This window comes from Phocaeicola faecalis, from assembly GCF_021730445.1.
Taxonomy (GTDB): Bacteria; Bacteroidota; Bacteroidia; order Bacteroidales; family Bacteroidaceae; genus Phocaeicola; species Phocaeicola faecalis.
The window spans coordinates 1-21,217 of sequence record NZ_JADNRM010000024.1; the positions used below are offsets into that span (position 1 = coordinate 1).

Here is a 21,217-nt window from a genome sequence, read left to right on the forward strand (position 1 = left end):
CCATCCATGTTGCCATTCCTTCTGCCATTGCACACCGGCACGCAGATAAGCACTTTTCGGCTCTTGCGAAGACAGCCCATAACGATTGGCGGTGAGCCACAGCGGAGCATACGTTCCATCGGCAACCGAGACGGAAGTCTCTACACGGTAAGAAAACGGAGTGGACGCTCCCTGTTCCTGTGCCGACAGGCAGAGGGTGGTGCAGAAAGTAAAAATGGGTAAGATAAACGATTTAAATTGCATTAGTTTTGTATATAATTTAATCTATTGAAAACTTTTCTTTTGCTATATTCCATAAAAACAATGTATTACCGATGATATATCTCCGCCACATTCTTCCAGGTTCTTTTATTAGTCTGTATAGCCATTCCAAACTATGTTTCTGCCACCAAAGGGGAGCGCGTTTCACAGTTCCTGCAAAGAAGTCAAATACAGCTCCTATCGTTCCCACGTGACAGTGTATGTTCAGTTCATCCCAATGTATATAAGTCCACTTTTCTTGTTTAGGGGCAGTCATACCTATCCACAGTAAGTCCGGATTAGCACGGTTGATAGCCTCAATAATGTGCTTATTCTCCTCTGCCGTAAATTCCGGCTTATAGGGTGGGGAATAGGTCTCTACAGTAATATTGGGATAAACTACTGCCGCTTTTTCTTTGATTAATGAAAGCACTTTCTCACTGCTTCCCATGAAAAAACATTTTCCTCCTTTTTTATTCAACTTATCCATTTCAAATTGAAACAAATCCCATCCGGCAATACGTTCAAGAGGCCTTTGAGGAGTGCTTAGCCACTTACAGGCCATTACGATACTGGCCCCGTCAGGAATTAACGCGTTTCCCTTCAATAAAGCCTCTGCAAAAAGCGGATCTTTCAAAGCAGTATTATAAGAATGAGCATTGATGGTGTTGATCAGCAGCTTACCATCGGACAAGTCGTTCAGTCTTTGGCGATATTCCACCAAAGAGATTTCTTTTAACGTTAAAGGCATTGTTGTTATAATTACTTCTAGTTTGTGACAAGTTTTTCTAGAAGAGTTTTCATTCTGTTTTCGAATCTTTCTATCGTGAATTCGGCTAAAAATTTCTTTTGACCGTTTTCTCCCATTTTCTGGCAAAGCGAAGGATTGTTTCGCAGGAATTCTATTTTGTCAGCAAGTGCTGATGCATTCTTTTTTTCTATTATATATCCGGTTTTTCCTTCTTCTATGATACTTGGGATTCCTCCTTCACTGCTGGCTATACAAGCTATTCCTTGTTGCATAGCCTCCAAAAGAACTAGAGGAAAACATTCATTGTGATAATAAGTAGGAAATACAAAAATGTCTGCTTGGCTAAAATATGCTTCCTTTTCTTCTCCGTATTTTTTTCCATCATAAACAACAAATTTATTTAATCCTCTTTGTTCAACTTCTCTTTTAAACTTTGCGGCATCTATTTCCGCAGTTTCACCTCCCACAAAGTCGCAGACAAATGAGTAGCCCTTGTCTGAAAGAATTTTTAGGGCATCAAGCAAGACCAAAACTCCTTTGCTTTCTAATAAGTTGGAAAGAAATAATAAATGAGGAACTTTGTTGTTTCGTTCAAATATGGGTTCTTTGTTCAATGTTTCAGGGATGCCATTGGGACAAATCATCACATCCTCCCATCTTACATATTTCTTTATATCCTTATAAAGAGCTTCTGCCAGCAATATCACTTTAAGATGTTTGAAAAATGAACGGTAAAGTTTATCGTCCAGCCAATGGTCTTGCCGGATGGCTACTCCTTTATTATGATAGTGTGCCACTACTTTGCATCCCATTGCTTTTAGCATCTGCACCACTATGAAGTCCTTATAAAACGCTCCTCCTCGTGCATTGGGAGTAACATACACCAGTTGAGGCTTCAGACAGTTTACTCTCTTTCGGATGGTGTTCAGCAACTGCGCAAACTGAACCAGTTTGCGGATTCCCACCTTGCCAATGTCCGCAAGGTCTTTGGCGGTGGTGAGGTTTATATAATGGCAGTCAAAGCTTGTGTTGATGAACTTGCTGTTGTGGATGTATTTTCCCATCATGGCCGCACCGTGAACGGGAGGGGGGAGATGGAGGATGAAAAGAATGGTGGGGTTCATTGGAATGTTACTTTGATTTTTTGGTATCTGGATGATAATCCAGCTTATCCATTAAACTGTCTGATGTTCCAGATTCAAACTTGCGGGCGAACATCTTCCCGCTATTCTTTAATTCATCATAATCTTCCAATTTGAAGACTTGGATGCTTTTACCGTAATTAAAATAAGTGATGGCCGAAAGCGATTTCAAACCATCATATTGGTTATAAGGATATACAGATGCATTCTTCTTGTACGGTGAATTGAAAATAATGGTAGGAATGACCATTTCCTCAGGAACAAAACTATAGCGGAAGTATTGCATCATTTTTTTATTATGTTCCATTTCATGTAGCACATAACAGGCACAATCCCAAGTGAGGCACATATATCCTGATGCTTGCCATATATCCCACCTTTTTCCGTCCACCATTATATAAGGTTTTTTGCGTATGGGTAACAAACGCATCAATAGACGGCTACCACCGGAGAAAATCTTTTTAACCTTATAAGGGATACCTTCCAAATCGCGGAAGAAATGATAAAGGGTTATTTTATGACGTAGTTTGGAAGGCTTTCGTAAATTTGATATGTTCAATCCGGTAATGTATTCCTTGCGTGGATTGTTATTTAGTTCTGATTCTATTTCTGCGTTGCTCCGAATCGGATAATCCTGTCCTGTCAATATGAATATTCGGTCAAATCTTTTGCCGGATTCTATGCAGGTCTTCAACATTTCAAGCTGATACTTTACTTGGTTGAATCCTCCCCATTGTATATAATATCTTGATTTGCAAAATGTAAAAATATTTTGCGAGGGGGGTAAATGCCTCTTGACCGACTTTAGCATCTACGTGTATAAAGAAATGCGTGTGTCCGTTGTCTAGTATCCTCACCATTCTCTTGAACTGTGTAGGGTCCTTGTATACTGATATCAAATATGCTATTTTCATACTATTTTTATTATTGGTTTAAGAGGTACATCAGTTTGCTATATATTCTTATAATCATTCCGTGGTAGCTCATAGCCGAACGGAATAACTGTCGATTAATTGAAACCGTTTGAGGTAGTTTGAAATGCTTTTCACTTGTCATGTCAAACTCATATTTAAAGCGGCTCCATTTTTTGCAGTTTGTACCTTTTCCATCAAAGCCATCGTTTTTCACCTTGCTAATGATTGGGAATAAAGACAGTTTGTCTTGAAGGAATTGGGCAAAGCAAAAACGGATAGCCCACGATTGGTTTTTTCCTAATTTCCATGCGCGTAACATCTTCCAGCAATCAGAACCACCCCATTTATTGAATTTCTTTTCTAAAGCAGTGTAATTGTCCCAATCCTTCAACTCCCAGTCCACACTGTTCCAGCGGTCTGCCCATGTAGCCCACCCCCACGAACTGCTGCGTGTACAGAAGTAAGCATCGTTTTCATACCCTTTAGGTGCTTTTACTTTGTTAGAATATCCGCAAATAGAAAATACTTTTGTGCTTTTTTCATATAACTCCAATCCTGAGTTCATAAAGGACAGGAAATTGGAAGATAGTACTAAGTCATCTTCCAATATGATAGCTTTTCCATATTGGTTGATGATTTCTGTTACTCCTTTTATGACAGAGGCGCCCAAACCTTGATTATTGTCAGCGAAAGTATATGTCACTTTTTTAAAACCTGTAATGTGTCTCACGTAATTCTGTACGGTTGCCACTTTACCGTTTTCTCCCTTTTTATGTGGACGTGCTCCGTCCACAAAAACGAATAGGTCAGAATAGCTTGCCTCTTCATTCTGTAACAAAGAAGAAATAGTATTTTGAACTGTATCTATTCTATTGAATGCGAATAAGATGATAGGTGCATTGTTTTTCATCAAACTCGTTTTTTATTGTGTACCACCAAGTGTTTTAAGGGAGACAGGTATGGAGCTACTTTCCCTAGGAAATAAGAGAAACGGTCTCTTTTACAATCTACCTTTATAAATTGTTCTGGATAAGTGTCTGTGGCATAATATCCATTGGGGATTGGCCAAATGGAAGGACAGTAAGTATTGTTTAAACCTTTTTTGTCCATCAGTGCCGACATTAGAGAGTAGCTGGAATTACAAATAATGTGGCAGTCACATCGGGATATCATGTCGAAGTCCACGAATAGAGAATTATGTTGTACTTCGCATTTGTATTTCTTGATAAATGATTGAATTATATTTGTCATTTTGTCATAGAAAACCATAAATATAACCCGCGAGCCCTTATCTAATAACATTTTGTCAGCGGCTTTCTGCCAATAGTCTTTTTGTAACATAAATCCTTTCACTCTATAGTCCATTGCATTTCTGAAATGAACGCTACAAAATACCGTTCCTGCAGGATATTTTTCCTTTATGGTTTCGTATGCCTTGGCGGATTTTAATTGGATGTCTTGTGGTAAAGTGAACCATTGCCTTACTTCTTCCAGCCGATGCATAAAGTAAAGAGGAGCTATGTAGTGTCCTTTCATCACAATATTATCGCTGATGTTTTTTACTTCACTTAAAACAGATGATATTACATTTCTCTCTTCCTGATATGACGTATAGCCTTGTGGAATATGGTCTACTACTTCATTTTTTATAGTATCAAATATGGAAATAATAGTATTACCATACTTTTTATCTGTATCGTTTTTCAGAAATTGGTTATCTAATTGTGATGTTACTCCGAATGTATAACCTCGATCTAAGGCTATAGATTTGATTGCTGCATAGGCGAACATTTGATTGCCTAGTTGGTCTGATAGTTGGCATAAAAGCATGTTGTAAATATATTAAATAAGAGAAATATTTATTGCTTTTTATTATCGGTTGCTAAACTAGCAAATCGAGGTAAAAAAACTTTTTATTAATTGTCATTTCATTCTTTTATTATATCATTAAAAACTTTATTCCATTCGTTAAGAATAGTGTTTATGGAAAATAATTGGGAATGTTCCCATGCTTTAACTGACAAATCTTCTCTGAAAGATTCTTCGTCCATGAGTTTTGTTAAAACTTGTGCGTATTTTTTTTTATCAAATGGCTTCACTATCATTCCATTCACTTCATGGGTTATTATTGAATGAAGAGAAGGAAAACTATCAAAAGCCACAGGAATGACACTATAATTCATTGCTTCCAATAAAACTAATGGGAGTCCTTCATAAAGTGAAGCCAAGATAAAAATAGAAGCTTTTTGATAATATTGGATCGGGTTTTTCCTTCCTTCTATAGAAATATTACGCAAACCGTTATTTTTGATATATTTTAATATTTTCTCTCGTTCAGGGCCATCGCCTACTAAATAGAAGTGCCATGATGGATGTGAAAGAGATACTTTTTTCCATATTGATAGTAAGTCTATGATGTTTTTTTCTGCAGACAGTCTTCCTACATAAAGTAATATTTTACTTTTTTGTTGGATGGGAATATATTTTCCTTGAGGTAACGTAACAGGGTTGTGTATAGCACATAACTTTCCTGATGGTATGGGCTTACCGAGAAAACAAGATAAATCATCTAGTAAATGTTCATCCAAAACGATGATTCGGCTACTGCGTTCTACTGTTCGAATGATATGCTGTCCATATTTATGTCGGAAATACATGTAACAAAGATTGTTTAAAAAATGTATTCCTTTTTCTGGAATCCATTTTGAATAAATAACAGGTAATTTGGAATGGCAACCGAAACAAGAAGCCAGTGTGTTATGAAATACTGATATGATTTTTACATGTTCGGGTGCGGCATCAAGTATGAAACGTGAAGTGTATGGTGAGATGCCTTCTTGATTAATGATTATGTCAATGCTATTTGTAAGGCATAACTTCTTTACATAAGATATATTTATGGGATTAAATACATCTATTTCGTTTGGTATATAATAAAAATTATCATTAGCGATTGGGGTGTAAGAAGTCTTTCTCAGCATTAGGCAACTTATGCAGTGTGTATGTTTCATTGATTGCATAAGTACGTCAGTGACTCTGTGAATTCCACCATGTAATGGATCTACGGTAGAGTATATAAAAAAAAGTATGTTCATTGTTTTCGAATAATTGCAGAATAACTTTTATAAAAATTGGTTAGGCTGAATCCACTGGAAAAAGCTAATACGATAGGGAAAATAGCCGTAGGATGTAACATATTGTTTTCCGCCAGTGTCATCATAGCATAAAGTAATGTGCATATACTTAATTTGTAACTGCGGTAAGTTCTTGAAAAGATAAATACGGAAGCTATTAAAAAAAGGAAAATCATACCGGTTTTTATCATCATAAAGCCATAGCCGCTGTCCAAAAATAAAGGCCGTGTTTCCTCTTCATAAGTATGCAAGCTGAATGTATCTATGGGATTACCAAACCAGCTTAATCCGTAAATGTTTAGAGCTACAACTATTTGACTTAGTCTTCCTGTAAAGAACATTTTATCTAAAATAAGTATTAACGGATGCCTAAGATAAGCTAAGATGAAAGAACCTAAGGCAAAAATTGTAAATGCATAACGTGAATAAAAGCATATATACTTTCGGATAATCAGAACCGTTCGGAATGAGTGTAAGAGGAATAATATTAAAATAAAAAAGATAGCATCAGATTGGGTAAAATGATACATTATCATAGATATGATGGCAATGATAATCCAATGAAATATAGTAGTTTTTTGGTGTAAGAAATGCCATAAGAAAACTAAATAAATCCAGTTACGAGCAGCTTCATTGGCAGATAAGAAACTCATGGAATATTTCTTCCCTATTTCTGTATAGACAGTAACTAAATCATCAGGAAAAAAAATATACCGGAAAGCAAAAACTATTATATTAACAATGAAAATTAAAAGCATGATCTTATATGTCATCTTCATGAATTTAATTATACTTCTTCCGCGACTAAACAATATAATGAGAATAGCATAAAGAATCCAAGCGCTTCCTATTAAAAAATAATTATAAACTCCAATAGCAAGTATGGGCAAATAAAATTTTATATCTTGGGGTCTACGTTTAAAATAATTAATGGCATATTTATAAAACATCACTAATGTAGTCAGCAAAAGTGGCCACTTTAAAAAAGTGTATAATGTTCCGGACCATGTGTTTTCACCAATACAACAGTTTATGAGGATGAACAAGTATCCCCAGTCATAAGCATCAGAAAGTAGTGCTTTATTTTGTTTATCATTCATGTCCTTTATTTTAAACGACATCCATTCATCAAATACCACACATATGGGAATTGTTTCTTAAGAAAAGAAGCAGTAAAAAAAATCAATGTACAAGTAGAGATGACAATGAAAGAATATTGTATAATTAATATTTCAAAATTAAGTAAACGGGAGGTGACCTTCATCAATTCAATGATAGGAAAGTGCATACCGTAAGCATACAGGGTATATGTTGATAATTTTTTAGCTGTTTCTGCTGGGAGAATGTCTGTATCTGCCATGATGAGCATTAATAAGAGAGGGGATACCATTCTATAAATATAATAAAACGAATCATGACTTCGGTCTGTTATATTCATAAATATCAGACAATACATAGCAAATGTTATAATTCCGATGAAAACGCATACACCCGAAGGAATAATTGATCGGAAACCATTCCAAATCTTAGTCAGATAGGGCAACCACAGGGCACACCATGCTCCCCCCATTAAACAAGGTAACCAAAAAAATGTATGGTTATATGGAAGATTTTGTGTATACAATGACACTATGATTGATAAAAGAATAGACCACCGCGAAGACTTCATTATTATACCTATCAATGGGGCGAACAGTGCAAATTTGAATAAGGCACTGAGAAACCATAATGGGGTATCCCCTTCGCTATTCCAAATATATGCTATTATTGAAAAAAAATTACATGGGGGGGTGATTTTGATGGCCATAGGGAAAGATATCCAGTAGTAACCATATAATAACACCAAGCCAACATATTGTAAATGAATAAAGGCAATAGTAATGACTGTATTCGTGCCCATGTTTTCTGCAAATAGCAATGAAAAGATAATTCCCATTTGATAAAATATAGGAAACTGGAAATAAAGAAAAAAGTAGGTACTGCCAAGTCCGTTATTGTCCATAGAGGGGAAAAAGATGGATCGTTCCATGTACTATGGAGTAGTAGGATGAGACAAGTTAAAATGACATTGGCAGAAGTTATTTTTTTAGATAGTTGTAGATTCATTTGCTTATGATGCGTTTTATAACGAATTTCATGTAAAATATAGTAAATGCTATATGATAAATTCTCTTCCGAATGAGTAGAAAAATAAGGTATTCAAGCCTCTTTTGGGGTATCTGTATGTTATTATTATAATGGAAGGATTCGTGGTAATAGCCGTTCAGGACAGTCGTAAAACTGATATATTTTTGTTTTATATTTGATGTGTTTTTAGGATGAAAAAGAAATTGATTACATTCTATAAAAAAATTATTTATTTTACTACTATGGTATTGAGGCCATAGTGAAGGATGTCTTTTGACAATAGGCAAAAGATTGTTGAAAAACAATCGGGTTATTTCGTCCATGTCGGGTTTATATCTGTGTGTAAGTGAATTCATGTTCGTATAATATAAATATACAGGAAAATGACAGGCCACTACTTTTCCTGCATGTTCCCATACTTGTAAATTGAACAATAAATCTTCACCATTTTTCACACCAATAGGAAATCTTAAACTAAATGGGTCGATGATTCGTCTTTTGTTGTAAATTTTTCCTAGTGAATTAGGAAAGCGAAAATTCAGCTTTCTGCTGCTGTTCACAAATCCTAATGTGTTTTCCATTAGTAGAAGCCGATCATTGCTATCATAAACTTCTGTATGAAAAATGGAATGTGGACAATAAATGGAAGAAACATCGCGTATGGAAGATGGATATAAATCAAACACAAAAACATCAGTATCGCAAGCTTGTGAATCTATCAACTTACATACTTCGCAGAATTGTGGAAGAATCAAATCATCGGCATCGACAAAAGTAATCCATTCTTTGCTGGCATGTGTCAAGGCATGGTTACGTGCTACAGATACTCCGGCATTATGCTGCTGCAAAAATGTTACTTTCTGTTGTGAACGGTTCCATTTTAGCATATGTTTTTTTACTTCTGCAGCTGTATGATCAGTGGAACCATCATCTACCACTATAATTTCAAAATCGTTTATGTTCAAATTCAGGATGGATTCCACACACTTTACAATAAACGATTCAGCATTGTAGGCTGGTATGATAAAACTAATATTCAATATTCTAAGGGTTTTAAAGATTTGTAAAACATATAAAATCTCAACAGCATCTCTTCTGACAAATGTTTGAGGTATCCCATGATTGAGTACTTGTTGCCTAATAAGAAATGGTTGCGTTCTTTACGGATTGCTTCCATCAGGGAAGAAGGAGGACATTGGTTCTGGCTGACCAACTCATGTGCATCGCCCAACAAGCTTACATAATAAGACCATCGTAATGTATCGGAACACAAGGAGTTAAAATGTGTTGTTACAAATGGAACAATTGCTTCGAATGCTTTTATTTTTTCTTTTGTATTTGTGGTATGAATAGCACTGTCCGCACGCATCAGGTAGTTGTAATAGCTTTCATTTATGAAAGCTACGGTTTGGCAACGTGCCACATATTCTGCTACAAATACCATGTCTTCCATCATTCTCAGATTGCTGTGGAATGACAAGATGGCATCGCTGCTTTTCACTAAGCTTTTTTTAAAAAGTTTAGTGAAAAGATAGCATCTGTATCCATGTGGCTGAAACATCAGTTGCATGGATTTGTTTTTGTCACATGTGCCTTCGAAAAGACAATCAACAGTCTCTCGCTGTTCAGTATCTTCATGGTAGAAGCTATAGGACGTAACTATTAAGTCTGCTTGGGTTTGCTCTTGTTTAGTGACAAGAGTTTCTAACATTTCAGGTTGATAAGTATCATCGGAATCCAAAAAACAAAAAAAATCTCCTATTGCTTGTTGCATAGCAAAGTTACGAGCTCTGCTTACTCCCCCATTAGACTGATGAAATACCTTTAGTCGGGAATCTTCTTTTTGCAGACGGTCAAGAATGACACCGCTTTGATCGGTTGAACCATCATCCACAGCAATGGCTTCGAAATTAATGAAGGTTTGATCAAACAAAGAACGGATGCAACGTTCTACATATGCTTCCACATTGTAAACAGGAATTATCACACTGATTTTTGTGCTCATGACTTTTTTATTAGTTGTATGATAAATTGTTTTGCATCAGGATAAAGTCGGTGATGACCATAGAACAATATGAAAAGTACATTGGGTACAATTACGCTCACAATTCCCGCTGTAAACAGTGACAACCAATCAGATACTATATATTGCGCATAGCTATTAATTATAATAACAGAGAATAAACCGGCAGTGGCAGTAATGATAATGTAAATCAGGTACTGTTTGAAAAAATCAGATAATGGGAAATGTGGAAAACAATATTTGTACATGATGGTTGTACTCATGCCGAAATTGAAAATGAACAGCGACAACATCGGTCCTATTACAGCCCCTAACACACCCATCCAATGGATGAATACCCAACTGAACACTAAGTTAAAAATGGATTCCAAAATGGTTCGATAGCGATTCTCCCACCACAGCCCTTTTGCATTCATATATACAGACTTGATGTCGCCTGATGTTTGGATGAAATAATAGACGGAAAAAGCGATCACCAGTTGGAAAGGAAGCATAAGTTCGCTACCTACCCATAGAAGCATGAAGGGCTGATAAAGGCAGAGCAAACAAACCGAAAGGACACCGGTTATCCACGCATACAGGAATGTGAATTTCTGAAAGTCGTGATAATTTTTTGTTTCCGACTCTGTTGCCATACTATTGCCTACACTGGCAGACATGGCGGTGATGAATACGGTGGTAAAACTGGATAAACTGGTGATAATCAGGAAATAATTGGAATAGATAGCTACAGTAACTAATCCCATCATGGCAGACAGCAATATTCCGGAAATAGCACTGCGAGAAACCATGCATATTTTTCCTATCAAGACTCCTTTCACTCGTTGCTTTAAGTCCTTTACTATGTTTTCGGGCAAACTACCCGAAGGCTTGTATTCGGGGTATTTGCGGTCGACTATCCGCGACAAATAAATATTATACAAGCAAGTACAGATTGGCGTCAATATATAATAAACGTAGTAATTTTTGAAAACAATCAATACGATAATTTGCATAACGTATTGTAACAGCATTACAGCCATTAATATTTTATTTACTATGTCGCTACGCTGGTCGGCTGTCAACAACGAAGATTTATAGGCATAGAGCAAATAACTCACAGAAGTGTTTGCCAGATATAAAAGAAACAAAAGATATATATCGATGCCATCGGGAACATCACTCTTTATAATAGAAGAGAGGAAGGGAGTTACACAAAGTCCAATCCCAAGTATGCTCAAGCCAATGTATCGGTATAGTTTTTTATACAATGCCATCAGTGCGCAAACTGTAATTTTATCTTTTTCAGCCAATGGTCGGTAAAGGCTGAATACTATGGCAGAACTAATACCTAATTCGGCCATATTAAGTACTTGAAGGATGGATACGTACAATCCGCTAAGTCCTAAATAATTCGCACCTAACTCGTTGATAATGAGTGTACGAATCACGAAAGGAGCAAAGACACAGACCAATCGTGAAACAAGTCCCCATAAACTGTTCCTTAGTGTATGCTGAGTACGATTCATAAGCTGAAAACTATTTGATGAAGGTAAGCGATGGATTTGGCGCGTTCTTCTTCTAGTTTCTCATTGCCCAAATAATCACAGGGGGCTTTTATGTCCATATCCTTATAATTATTAGGACGCAACACCCGGTGACGTGTACCTAACAGTCTGAGGACATTTTCACTGCGCAAGTCTATCACATCAGTTTCTCTATTGTTTAAAAACCAATAATTAGTGTGAAACACTGATGCGAAAATAGCTCCATGCAATGATTGTACAAATACGTATTTAGCATGTTTCATTAATGAAAGGAAAGCCTTAGGACCATCTAAAGGCGCGAAGTGGAAACCATAATCACCAGGTAAATGGTGAATCCAACGGGAAGCGTTGATAACATAAACTGGAAGCTTGTATTGATGTGCACAATCCTGTACTAATTTGCATAATACCTTATCTGAATAGTTATAAGAATAGTAAAATACATAATCTTCATTTACTAATCTATTTCCTCCCAATCTATTCCATTCTTTCTCTGGTATAATCAGTGTGGGATCAATACACACTTCAATATCTCGCATACAAAATGAGTCCAATATCCGTTTGCCTTGTGGCTCTCGTACACTAACTCGATCAAAAGCTTCAATAGCCGTGCGAAAACTAAGCAACGCAGCTGGGGCTTCTTCTTTTTCGTTACCACCTAAACTTGCGGCATAAGCAAATTTACGACATGTACAATCTGATAAAAAATAAGCGGGGTCAAAATCAAACATCCGCACATTCCATACCTGATCACTTCCTACTACTACAGCTTTGAAATTTGACAAATATTTGTTCAAGGATCCTTTATTGAGGATTTTTTTGTCTACTAACTTAAGTTCTTTATAACGAAACTCCTCATACATTTTGGATTGATTTTTTAAAGCTTTCCAAAAATATATGGTGCGCCACAATGATTTAGGACGTTTAATTACCGATGGATGAAAAGTGCGATATAATTTTCGAGCTTGTGGTGGCCAAAAATTGATTAATTCTGCATCTACTTGACAAATACTTCTAAACGCATACAGAAGAGCGTATGCTTGAAGAAGCGAACCACAGTTGTCTGCACTAACTAATGTAAGTATACCTATTTTTTTTATCATAATGTATTTTCGTTTTGTTCTTCAAATAGAATCAAACGAATAATTGGAGAACAACATAAATTAAATGTACTTCTTCTATCATTTTTTAAATAGGCTATTAGGGATTTTGATATAGCTTTTAGTCCCTTCCAAAAATATCTCTGGTATAAACTTTATCTACCACATCCTCCAAACAACCATCATAGCGGTTGGCAATGATAGCATGGCTTTGGGCTTTGAAAACATCAAGATCATTCACCACCTTGCTGCCAAAGAAAGTGGTTCCGTCCTCCAAGGTCGGTTCATAAATAATCACCTCGGCACCCTTTGCCTTGATGCGCTTCATGATACCCTGAATGGCACTTTGACGGAAGTTATCAGAGTTAGACTTCATGGTGAGGCGATACACGCCTATTACACAGGCATGCTCGCAACCAGCATCGTAGCTACTGTTTTCATTATAATACCCCGCCTTGCGCAACACCGCAGCTGCAATGTAATCTTTGCGAGTGCGGTTGCTTTCCACAATGGCTTCAATCAAATTCTCCGGAACATCCGCGTAATTGGCAAGAAGCTGCTTGGTATCTTTGGGCAGACAGTAACCGCCGTATCCGAAGGATGGATTATTGTAATGCGTACCGATACGCGGGTCAAGACCAACACCGTCAATAATAGCTTTTGAATCAAGGCCTTTCATCTCAGCGTATGTGTCCAATTCATTAAAATAGCTTACACGCAGAGCCAAGTAAGTATTGGCAAACAGCTTCACGGCTTCCGCTTCTTTCATACCCATAAAGAGAGTATCAATATCTTTTTTGACTGCTCCTTCTTGCAATAGGGCGGCAAAGATTTTCGCCGCTTCTTGCATATTGTCAACATCCGTCACTGTCTTGATTGCTTCATTTTCTTCTGCAAATTCCGGTGCGTCAATAATCTTCGGATAACCGACAATAATCCGGCTTGGATAAAGATTGTCATACAACGCCTTGCTTTCACGAAGGAACTCAGGCGAGAAAAGGAGGTTGAATTTCTTAACTCCTCTCTTGGCATACTTTACGTAAAGATTACGGGTATAGCCCACAGGAATAGTGCTCTTGATAACCATTACGGCATCAGGATTTACTTCCAGCACCAGGTCTATTACTTCTTCCACATGAGAGGTATCAAAGTAATTTCTTACCGGATTATAGTTGGTGGGGGCAGCTATCACTACGAAGTCGGCATCCCGGTAGGCTTCGCGGCCATCAAGGGTAGCTGTCAGCTTCAATGGCTTTTCCGCCAAATATTTCTCAATATACTCATCTTGTATCGGTGAAATTCTGCTATTAAGCTTTTCCACTTTTTCGGGCACTACGTCCACCGCCTTCACCTCATGGTGTTGTGCCAAAAGGGTGGCAATGCTCAAACCTACATAACCGGTACCGGCTACAGCTATTTTTATCTCTTTGAAATTCTTCATTAGTGTCAATGTCTTATTATTCGAAGCGTGTTTATCTGTGCATTGTTGGGGTAGGGAATTTATGGAACAATAATGTTCCTATAGATTAAGGAGTGTCATTATAATCATCTTTTTATATGTATTTTGCATCCTTTTAAGGGATGTATTAGTCTATTGTTGCTCCTATCTCTGCACACATTAACGTACCTTTTTGTATAGTTTGTATGTCACAATGTTCATTATTATGGTCTATGCAAAGTGGAATGATATAGTAACCTTTAAAATATTCCTCATCTGTTTTGTTGAGAATGTGTCCTCCTATTGCTTGTAAAGCTTCTACTGTGATTTGTAGCTTAGGATAATTGCTTAAATTGTGTCGTTTTACATAGTCTTTGCACTCATTTGACTCTATGTCTGCAAATATTCTTTTTCCGCAACGAGCACAAAACAAGGCATTTTCATGATGTCCTGTCAAAGCGCGCCAGTAATTTATCCATGATATTCCTCCCCAAGCATGGCGGTTGCTTGTATTGAGGGCATTGGGAATAGATTCCAATGAATTACATTTTAGATTGATTGGTTCTCCAAAATTTTGACGATATTGTTCGGCATAACGTTTAAGTTCTTCGGCAGTCATAATTTCTAAATATTGAATTCGTGAGTAAGTTTTTGGTATGTACTTTCTATTATTGCTGCCATTGGGTAGTGACAGCTTTTTGTTAATGTTCAAAATGGCTGTAGCCCATAACAAGCCTTTTCTTCAGCGATGATTCCATGAAATGCGTCAAAATGAAACTGTTTCCTGTTTATGCATAAATACTCTCCTCCATGATGCAACGTTTCAACAGTTCATCCATATTCTTTCTTAACCGGACAATATCTACAGGGCATCCGAATATAGCCTGCAATTCCTCTTTGATGTGAATGAGATGGAACATATTGGGGGTATCCAATTCGACACAGATATCTACGTCGCTGTGCTCGGCTTGCTCGCCACGGGCTACAGAACCGAAAATGCCAATTCGGGAAATGCCATATTGAGCGGCTTTCCTCGATTTATAATCTTTCAGTATTTGCAGATATTCTTGAGTCGTTTTCATTATATGCTCATTGATTTTTTTTTCAAATATACATACTATTTCCGTGAATAGCAATGGATGTGCTTCTTTTTTTATTTCACTGCTTCCACAAATCCCACCGGCATATCCACCCCGGCGCATCCCAGCATCTCCAGTCGTACCACCACCTTGCTGCGTCCGTCCACGTTCACCAGCTCGCCTTCCATTCCTGCCAGGGGGCCTTTAATCACCTTCACCATTTCGCCGGGAGCCAGTGGTGTGCTGCACATTTCCACTGCCTCTTCGCTATAGTCCAGCATAAACTTGAAACGCTCCATCTGCAGGTCGGGAATCACGGCAGGGGTGTGCTCGCCCCTCAGCACCATGTAGCGGCTCACCGACGAGAGTGTCAGCACCTCCGCACGTTCCTGCGGTGTGGCGTGTACGAAAATCATCATCGGAATAACTACGCGTGTCACCTTCTGACGGCGGTGCGTCCATTGGCGAATCTCCTCCTGCACGGGCAGGAAGTTCTCGATTCCCATTTTCGTGAGGCGCTCAGCAGTCTTTTTCTCGTGACGTGAAAGCACGTAGGCTACATACCATTTTTTCATTCTATATTAACCAAGGGGGAGAGGGGGAAAGGAGGAGGTAAGGTACGCTACGCGGTCGTCAGTGTAATATTCACTGCCGAACCCTCCTCATAACTCTCTGCAAAATTAGACATAAATTTACGAACTACAATATTTTGTTCATAAAAACTCAAATATTTAACATTGTAAGTGCAGATTTTTATATTTTTGCGCCTTTTTATTTTTTAAATATTTTAAGAATATGAATAAAAAGAAGATTTGGAAACAAATTGTGACAGATGGAATAGGGTGAGAAGTGTAGAAAAAGAGTTGGAAAAGCTGGAGCGAGACATTGAGAGTTTGTCGTACCGGCAACTGGCGGAACTGAAGCGGATGTGTAGGAGGGGCTATAAAATATTCTCCAATCAACAAGAAAAGAAGAAGAAAGGGGAAGATTGACTGGCAAAGAAAAAGAGCCAGGGGAAGATTAACCGGCAAAAGAAAAAGAAAGGGGGAGATTGACCGACAAGAAAAGAAGGGGTCAAGTCAAAAAGTATGTGGGTATAATATTTGAGAAACATTTAAAGTTTGCAATGCTAAAAACATACGTCCTTCCAAAGTATTATAAATCAAGTACATCAGACGAATATCAGATTGGACGTCAGCATTGTAACTCAGAATTCATGCTTATCACTCACAGGGCTTTCAGATTGACCTAAAAGAAGGAAGGGGAGGAGTGATAACGGAGGATGTATGTAAGCGTCTCCGTGAGTCTGTATGGCTGTCCTTCTGGGGCTTCTTATACCGTTAGGGTATAAAAAACGAAGCACTATGGGTTTAAAAGAATACAGATTGGGAACAATTTGGAAGGGTTCTCTGGGGAGTATTGTCCTTACTGTTAAAAAGAATAAATAAAAAGAAGAATGCTAATTATACACTTTAGTTCTGCCGGCTGTTTGTTAGAATGCTGATAAACAGTCGGTAAACGGTGGTTGATTTGGCGTAAAGTGTAATATTTCGTCAGTTTTATATGTCGTACTTTCGCATATTGCAATCTCGGATTGCAGGCGAAGGGCAACGTTTTTTCCCTATCTTAAATTAGTGAAAAAGACCGTCTGCTGCTGGGGATGCTTGCCAATCTGAGCGGTTGTCTTCCCGGTGTGTGGATGAATTATGCCGACATGTGCTACACTCCTCATTTTTATGCGATGAGCCTTGCCGGTGCGGGACGCGGCAAGGGGATTGTGACGCTCGGCTCTATTCTGCCCGATGCTGTCCAGCGTTATCTGGAAGACAAGAACAAGACGCTGCAGTCGGAGTATGACAAGAAGCAGTTGGCGTGGGCGCTGGAAGAACGTTTGGCCATTCAGGAGAAGCGTGTGCCCGACATCGACAAGCGTCCCGAGCCTCCGGTGAAGCGCATGCTCAAGATTTCGCCCAATATCTCGAAGAGTCAGTTGATTATAGCTCTCGAGGAGGCCGGTACGCAAGGGGTGGTGATTAATGCGTCGGAGCTGGATATGCTCACCAATGCCATGAAGCAGGACTGTGGAAAGCATGATGATGTGCTTCGTGCTGCTTTTCACCACGAGGAGACGTCGTCTTATTATAAAACGGATAAGCGCATGGTGGTGGCGCATGCTCCTCATCTGGCATTGTGTCTTACGGGGACTCCTTCTCAGCTTCACCGCTTCATTTCGTCGTTGGAGAACGGTATGTACAGTCGCATGGCTTTTTATATTGGTGAGGGGCAGTGGGAATGGATTTCGGCAGCTCCCATGGAGGGTGGCACCGACCATGTGAAGCTGTTCAGGAAATTGAGTGAAGAGGTGCTTCGTATGTTTATCTTCCTGTCTGATTCGCCCACCGAGGTGTGTTTCACTCCCGAACAGTGGGAGGAGCATACGCAGCGTTTCAGCAACGTTCTTCAGGAAGTGGTGAGTGAAGATGATGATTCGCATGGAGCGATTGTGCTTCGTCACGGACTGATAGCGACCCGCATAGCCATGGTGCTGACAGCGTTGCGCAAGTGTGAGCCGATGTGGAATGTGCAGCAGTGCCGGTGTACGGATGAGGATTTTCATGTGGCAATGGATATTGTGAAAGTACTGTTGGAGCATAGCTTACTGTTGTCTACCACCGTGTCTGCCGTGGAGTCGGGCAAGGAAGTCAAGCCGATGAAGAAGTTTTATCGCATACGTTCGGTATTGGCACAACTTCCCGAATACTTCACTTATACGCAGTTGAGTGAGGTCGCCAAGGAACATGGAATACCCGTTAGTTCGCTTAAAAGATACCTTGTTCGTTTGATAGAGATGCGAATCATTGAAAAAGAGGGTCGAATGTATCATAAACTCTGTAAATCTTGGCCCGGAAACTCATAAAGGTGAGCCCTGGTCCTAGTGGTCCCAAAATTGGAAGTCATTGTGCTGATAATCAGTGTATTGGTTATGGGGCCATATTAGAACACGCCGCAACCACCTGAAGGGTAGCTGTGAAAGCCTCCGCTGCACCGTTCTTTTGTTGGTTTGAGTGGGTGGATTTCTATGGTGTATGTGTGTGGGATTCAGGGCAGACACATGGGTCTGCCCCTACGACGGGTGTAGATACCTGTAGGGGCGGACCCATGTGTCCGCCCGGTAACATCATTCGTCCCGATAGCATGATTCGTCCCGATAGCATTCACCCTGAAGAATGCATTCATCCTGGAAAAAAGACCTTGATGTTCTCGAAAAACATCAAGGTCTTTTTCCCAAACACAATAGTCTTTTCCTGAAAGCCGGAAGAGTTTTCCGAAAACACTTTAGTGCGTTTTTGCGCTGCATTTCTTTTGCGGCTCTCTTTTCCGCTAAGGTTCTCCCAAGTATTTCACGATGATTTCCACTTCTTGCTTCAGGTAGCAATGGCGGTATTTGTTGTAGCCTGTGGCGTTGAGTTCCTCCGTCAGGCGAGGGATACGCTGTATCCAGCGGTAGAGGTTTTGCAGGGCGGCTCCAGGTTCGCGTCCGGGGCAATAGAGGGATGCCAGTTCTGCCTTGTCATAAGTGCGGATGGCGAATGTTTCTTCTTCTTTCTTCATTATTTTTTTACTATGGTTACTTATTGTTTTCTGATATAAAGATAGTAATAAAATGTCTGATTATCAAATGATTAGTGAGGTTTATTTCGACATGTTCCATCCTTTTGGGAAGACGTTGGGAGATGTGTCAAAACTCCCCTTTTATTGAAATCACCCTCGCTACAACTACCTGTGGCGAGGGTGACTTTTAGTTTATGAGAGTTTCGACACACCCTTCTCCGAATGATGTATGGGTGTTTTTTTTGGGGGGTAAGTCTTTCTCGTGGCAAATGGGGAAAGTCGGTTATAGGGATTCGATTTCTGTAAGGGAAAGGTCGGTGACTTGCATGATTTGTTCAGAGGTCATTCCCAAAGATTTCAGGTTGCGGGCCATTTTCAATTTTTCTTCTCGCCGTCCCTTCTCAATGCCCTTCTCAATTCCTTTCTCAATGCCCTTCTCAATGCCCTTCTCAATTCCTTTCTCAATGCCCTTCTCAATTCCTTCTTCAAAACCTTCTTCAAAACCTTCTTCACTGCCTTTCTTTGCTGCATAGTCGATGGTAGCCAAATAATCACGGTAAGCGTTCACACTATTTTCATAGCGCACGCGGTCTTCTTCGGAGAGAGAATGGACATCGACAATCTCTTCCAACTTCTCAAATACGGCTTTCTGAGCTTTAAAAGGCATACGATTCAATGTTTCCATGTTATTTAATACAAATATCCAACGTTCAAAATCTGTTTCGCACTCTGTTTCTGTCTTATTAAACAGGGGTAACGCGATAAAGATTTGCCTCAGTTTGTCCGAAAATAATTTTCCGGTCTCGCGGTCGGTCAATATAACATCGGTGCGCAACTTATGGTTCTCGTCCAACAGGAAATTGATGAAGAAGACTCCGTACACCGCTTTTATATCGAACTTCCAACCCTCTCCCTTCACGCCCTGACGGACAATGGCATGAGAAAGGTAATACAGAGCACGTTCCTTGAAATAGACCTGGGAGCGGTTTTGCATCTCCACGATTATCTTCTCGCCCGTGTCCGTGGTGCAGAAGATGTCATAGATGGCAATACGCTCTCCCGGATACTCGGGCAACTGCTCATTGTTCAGAAAGGTAAGGTCGGTTATCACCCGTTCTCCCTCCAATAAATCATTTAAGAACTCGATTAACAACTCCTTGGATACTTCTTGACCGAATATTTTCTTGAAGCCGTAATCGGTGAACGGATTGATAAACTTGCCCATTATGTTTTCTGTGTTTCTACAACGGACAAAGATAATGATTTATATGGAAAAGGCATTCGGTGTGGTCTGTTTTTTTAGAGGTGGAGTCGATGTTTCTCAAATGCTCTCGTTGAAAGCAAGTTTTCATGACCATTCGTTACCTTTCTCCACCAGCTCCGACGAAGCCCGACAATGGCTTCTCACACCGTCGTATCTTTGTCATGTAATCACAGAGTAACCGGTACTTGAGATTTCGAAGATATCAGTATAAACCATTAAAAATTAGAAGATTATGTCAAAGTCAGTATCTTATTCAGTTGTACCTCGTAAAAACCCGCAGGAACCCGAAGCGGGAGTCCGTTTCTATGCTCAGGCTCAGGCCAGCGGTGATGTTACAGTCCGCGAGATGTCGGAACGAATTCAGAGAACCTGTACCGTGACGCGTGCTGATGTGGCGGCAGTGCTCACAGCGTTGGAAGATGTCATTGTGGAGGCGCTGAGCGCAGGTGAGATTGTACGTCTGGCGGATTTGGGCACGTTTCAGATTGGTGTGAGCGGCAAGGGGGCCGATTCCGAAGACAAGTATGATGTTTCCATGATTAATAAGGCGCGTATCAATTTCCGTCCCGGACTGGCGTTGAGCGGCATGCTGACGGCGTTGTCGTTCAGCAAGGTGAACAAGCTGCCTAAGAAGGATGATGATAAGCCTAAAGAGGAAGTCTCCGGTGTAAACGAGGGCTAACCTCTGAGGGGGTGTCAAAACTAAAATGGTCTATTGGGGGGTGAGCGAACCTCGCCTCTACTAATAAAATGAGAGCATTATAAACGTTTTGACACATCCCTCGGAAATCGTTTCGGAATAGAGTTTTAATCATTTTAAAAAGGAGGAAATATGAAAAACTTGATTATTAAAATTTTGGAGTGCAT

21 protein-coding genes and 1 pseudogene are annotated in these 21,217 nt (G+C 39.3%); 3 read left to right on the plus strand and 19 right to left on the minus strand.

Going from position 1 to position 21,217, the window contains the following annotated elements:
• The 17 genes and pseudogenes from IR173_RS16500 to IR173_RS16575 all read right to left on the minus strand — a co-directional run.
• Window positions 1-243 (minus strand): annotated as a pseudogene (locus IR173_RS16500) (capsule assembly Wzi family protein); the annotation flags it as partial.
• Window positions 244-259: 16 nt separating this feature from the next.
• Complete coding sequence (locus tag IR173_RS16505; RefSeq protein ID WP_237040613.1) at window positions 260-991, minus strand: WecB/TagA/CpsF family glycosyltransferase; 732 nt, start codon at window positions 989-991, stop codon at window positions 260-262.
• A gap of 17 nt (window positions 992-1,008) precedes the next feature.
• Entirely contained in the window at window positions 1,009-2,115 is a 1,107-nt protein-coding gene (locus tag IR173_RS16510; protein WP_237040614.1) for a glycosyltransferase family 4 protein, read from the minus strand.
• A 7-nt stretch (window positions 2,116-2,122) separates the two neighbouring features.
• On the minus strand, window positions 2,123-2,944 hold the full coding sequence (locus IR173_RS16515; protein WP_262914315.1) for a beta-1,6-N-acetylglucosaminyltransferase: 822 nt from the start codon (window positions 2,942-2,944) through the stop codon (window positions 2,123-2,125).
• A 113-nt stretch (window positions 2,945-3,057) separates the two neighbouring features.
• A complete protein-coding gene (locus IR173_RS16520) occupies window positions 3,058-3,957 on the minus strand; it encodes a glycosyltransferase family protein (RefSeq protein WP_237040616.1) in 900 nt (299 codons plus the stop codon).
• Complete coding sequence (locus IR173_RS16525; RefSeq protein ID WP_237040617.1) at window positions 3,957-4,838, minus strand: O-fucosyltransferase family protein; 882 nt, start codon at window positions 4,836-4,838, stop codon at window positions 3,957-3,959. The genes IR173_RS16520 and IR173_RS16525 overlap by 1 nt, the downstream gene beginning before the upstream one ends.
• A gap of 137 nt (window positions 4,839-4,975) precedes the next feature.
• The gene (locus IR173_RS16530; RefSeq protein WP_237040618.1) at window positions 4,976-6,028 is read right to left on the minus strand and encodes a glycosyltransferase; all 1,053 of its coding nucleotides are present in this window, start codon (window positions 6,026-6,028) and stop codon (window positions 4,976-4,978) included.
• Between the two features lie 110 nt (window positions 6,029-6,138).
• Window positions 6,139-7,281: a hypothetical protein gene (locus IR173_RS16535; RefSeq protein WP_237040619.1), complete on the minus strand. Its 1,143-nt coding sequence runs from the start codon at window positions 7,279-7,281 to the stop codon at window positions 6,139-6,141.
• 5 nt (window positions 7,282-7,286) lie between these two features.
• Entirely contained in the window at window positions 7,287-8,210 is a 924-nt protein-coding gene (locus IR173_RS18260) for an acyltransferase family protein (protein ID WP_394800684.1), read from the minus strand.
• Window positions 8,211-8,283: 73 nt separating this feature from the next.
• Complete coding sequence (locus IR173_RS16540) at window positions 8,284-9,348, minus strand: glycosyltransferase family 2 protein (protein ID WP_262914316.1); 1,065 nt, start codon at window positions 9,346-9,348, stop codon at window positions 8,284-8,286.
• Window positions 9,345-10,313 carry a glycosyltransferase family 2 protein gene (locus IR173_RS16545; RefSeq protein ID WP_237040620.1) on the minus strand — a complete coding sequence of 323 codons (969 nt, stop codon included), beginning with the start codon at window positions 10,311-10,313 and terminating at the stop codon, window positions 9,345-9,347. The genes IR173_RS16540 and IR173_RS16545 overlap by 4 nt, the downstream gene beginning before the upstream one ends.
• Complete coding sequence (locus IR173_RS16550) at window positions 10,310-11,839, minus strand: lipopolysaccharide biosynthesis protein (protein WP_237040621.1); 1,530 nt, start codon at window positions 11,837-11,839, stop codon at window positions 10,310-10,312. The genes IR173_RS16545 and IR173_RS16550 overlap by 4 nt, the downstream gene beginning before the upstream one ends.
• Complete coding sequence (locus tag IR173_RS16555; RefSeq protein ID WP_237040622.1) at window positions 11,836-12,960, minus strand: polysaccharide pyruvyl transferase family protein; 1,125 nt, start codon at window positions 12,958-12,960, stop codon at window positions 11,836-11,838. The genes IR173_RS16550 and IR173_RS16555 overlap by 4 nt, the downstream gene beginning before the upstream one ends.
• 118 nt (window positions 12,961-13,078) lie before the next feature.
• Window positions 13,079-14,398 carry a UDP binding domain-containing protein gene (locus IR173_RS16560; protein WP_237040623.1) on the minus strand — a complete coding sequence of 440 codons (1,320 nt, stop codon included), beginning with the start codon at window positions 14,396-14,398 and terminating at the stop codon, window positions 13,079-13,081.
• 145 nt (window positions 14,399-14,543) lie between these two features.
• Window positions 14,544-15,014: a hypothetical protein gene (locus IR173_RS16565; RefSeq protein ID WP_237040624.1), complete on the minus strand. Its 471-nt coding sequence runs from the start codon at window positions 15,012-15,014 to the stop codon at window positions 14,544-14,546.
• A 169-nt stretch (window positions 15,015-15,183) separates the two neighbouring features.
• Window positions 15,184-15,477: a nucleotidyltransferase family protein gene (locus IR173_RS16570; protein ID WP_237040625.1), complete on the minus strand. Its 294-nt coding sequence runs from the start codon at window positions 15,475-15,477 to the stop codon at window positions 15,184-15,186.
• Between the two features lie 71 nt (window positions 15,478-15,548).
• Window positions 15,549-16,049, minus strand: a complete 501-nt coding sequence (locus IR173_RS16575) for a UpxY family transcription antiterminator (RefSeq protein WP_237040626.1) — start codon at window positions 16,047-16,049, stop codon at window positions 15,549-15,551.
• 237 nt (window positions 16,050-16,286) lie between these two features.
• Between IR173_RS16575 and IR173_RS16580 the strand changes: the two genes are divergently transcribed.
• Complete coding sequence (locus IR173_RS16580) at window positions 16,287-16,466, plus strand: hypothetical protein (protein ID WP_237040627.1); 180 nt, start codon at window positions 16,287-16,289, stop codon at window positions 16,464-16,466.
• A gap of 659 nt (window positions 16,467-17,125) precedes the next feature.
• A complete protein-coding gene (locus tag IR173_RS16585; protein ID WP_262914317.1) occupies window positions 17,126-18,391 on the plus strand; it encodes a YfjI family protein in 1,266 nt (421 codons plus the stop codon).
• 464 nt (window positions 18,392-18,855) lie between these two features.
• Here IR173_RS16585 and IR173_RS16590 read toward each other — a convergent pair whose 3' ends face one another.
• Window positions 18,856-19,086 carry a DUF4248 domain-containing protein gene (locus tag IR173_RS16590; RefSeq protein WP_237040629.1) on the minus strand — a complete coding sequence of 77 codons (231 nt, stop codon included), beginning with the start codon at window positions 19,084-19,086 and terminating at the stop codon, window positions 18,856-18,858.
• A 283-nt stretch (window positions 19,087-19,369) separates the two neighbouring features.
• Entirely contained in the window at window positions 19,370-20,311 is a 942-nt protein-coding gene (locus IR173_RS16595; RefSeq protein ID WP_237040630.1) for an Rpn family recombination-promoting nuclease/putative transposase, read from the minus strand.
• Between the two features lie 271 nt (window positions 20,312-20,582).
• Between IR173_RS16595 and IR173_RS16600 the strand changes: the two genes are divergently transcribed.
• Window positions 20,583-21,032: an HU family DNA-binding protein gene (locus IR173_RS16600; protein ID WP_237040631.1), complete on the plus strand. Its 450-nt coding sequence runs from the start codon at window positions 20,583-20,585 to the stop codon at window positions 21,030-21,032.
• The last annotated feature ends 185 nt before the right edge of the window (window positions 21,033-21,217 follow it).

Excerpts from the sequence above, each read along its gene's own strand:
- IR173_RS16505 (WP_237040613.1), bottom strand. The coding sequence starts at position 991 with ATGCCTTTAACGTTAAAAGAAATCTCTTTGGTGGAATATCGCCAAAGA.
- IR173_RS16510 (WP_237040614.1), bottom strand. The coding sequence starts at position 2,115 with ATGAACCCCACCATTCTTTTCATCCTCCATCTCCCCCCTCCCGTTCAC.
- IR173_RS16515 (WP_262914315.1), bottom strand. The coding sequence starts at position 2,944 with ATGCTAAAGTCGGTCAAGAGGCATTTACCCCCCTCGCAAAATATTTTT.
- IR173_RS16520 (WP_237040616.1), bottom strand. The coding sequence starts at position 3,957 with ATGAAAAACAATGCACCTATCATCTTATTCGCATTCAATAGAATAGAT.
- IR173_RS16525 (WP_237040617.1), bottom strand. The coding sequence starts at position 4,838 with ATGTTCGCCTATGCAGCAATCAAATCTATAGCCTTAGATCGAGGTTAT.
- IR173_RS16530 (WP_237040618.1), bottom strand. The coding sequence starts at position 6,028 with ATGCTGAGAAAGACTTCTTACACCCCAATCGCTAATGATAATTTTTAT.
- IR173_RS16535 (WP_237040619.1), bottom strand. The coding sequence starts at position 7,281 with ATGAATGATAAACAAAATAAAGCACTACTTTCTGATGCTTATGACTGG.
- IR173_RS18260 (WP_394800684.1), bottom strand. The coding sequence starts at position 8,210 with ATGGAACGATCCATCTTTTTCCCCTCTATGGACAATAACGGACTTGGC.
- IR173_RS16545 (WP_237040620.1), bottom strand. The coding sequence starts at position 10,313 with ATGAGCACAAAAATCAGTGTGATAATTCCTGTTTACAATGTGGAAGCA.
- IR173_RS16550 (WP_237040621.1), bottom strand. The coding sequence starts at position 11,839 with ATGAATCGTACTCAGCATACACTAAGGAACAGTTTATGGGGACTTGTT.
- IR173_RS16555 (WP_237040622.1), bottom strand. The coding sequence starts at position 12,960 with ATGATAAAAAAAATAGGTATACTTACATTAGTTAGTGCAGACAACTGT.
- IR173_RS16560 (WP_237040623.1), bottom strand. The coding sequence starts at position 14,398 with ATGAAGAATTTCAAAGAGATAAAAATAGCTGTAGCCGGTACCGGTTAT.
- IR173_RS16565 (WP_237040624.1), bottom strand. The coding sequence starts at position 15,014 with ATGACTGCCGAAGAACTTAAACGTTATGCCGAACAATATCGTCAAAAT.
- IR173_RS16570 (WP_237040625.1), bottom strand. The coding sequence starts at position 15,477 with ATGAAAACGACTCAAGAATATCTGCAAATACTGAAAGATTATAAATCG.
- IR173_RS16575 (WP_237040626.1), bottom strand. The coding sequence starts at position 16,049 with ATGAAAAAATGGTATGTAGCCTACGTGCTTTCACGTCACGAGAAAAAG.
- IR173_RS16590 (WP_237040629.1), bottom strand. The coding sequence starts at position 19,086 with ATGAAGAAAGAAGAAGAAACATTCGCCATCCGCACTTATGACAAGGCA.
- IR173_RS16595 (WP_237040630.1), bottom strand. The coding sequence starts at position 20,311 with ATGGGCAAGTTTATCAATCCGTTCACCGATTACGGCTTCAAGAAAATA.
- IR173_RS16600 (WP_237040631.1), top strand. The coding sequence starts at position 20,583 with ATGTCAAAGTCAGTATCTTATTCAGTTGTACCTCGTAAAAACCCGCAG.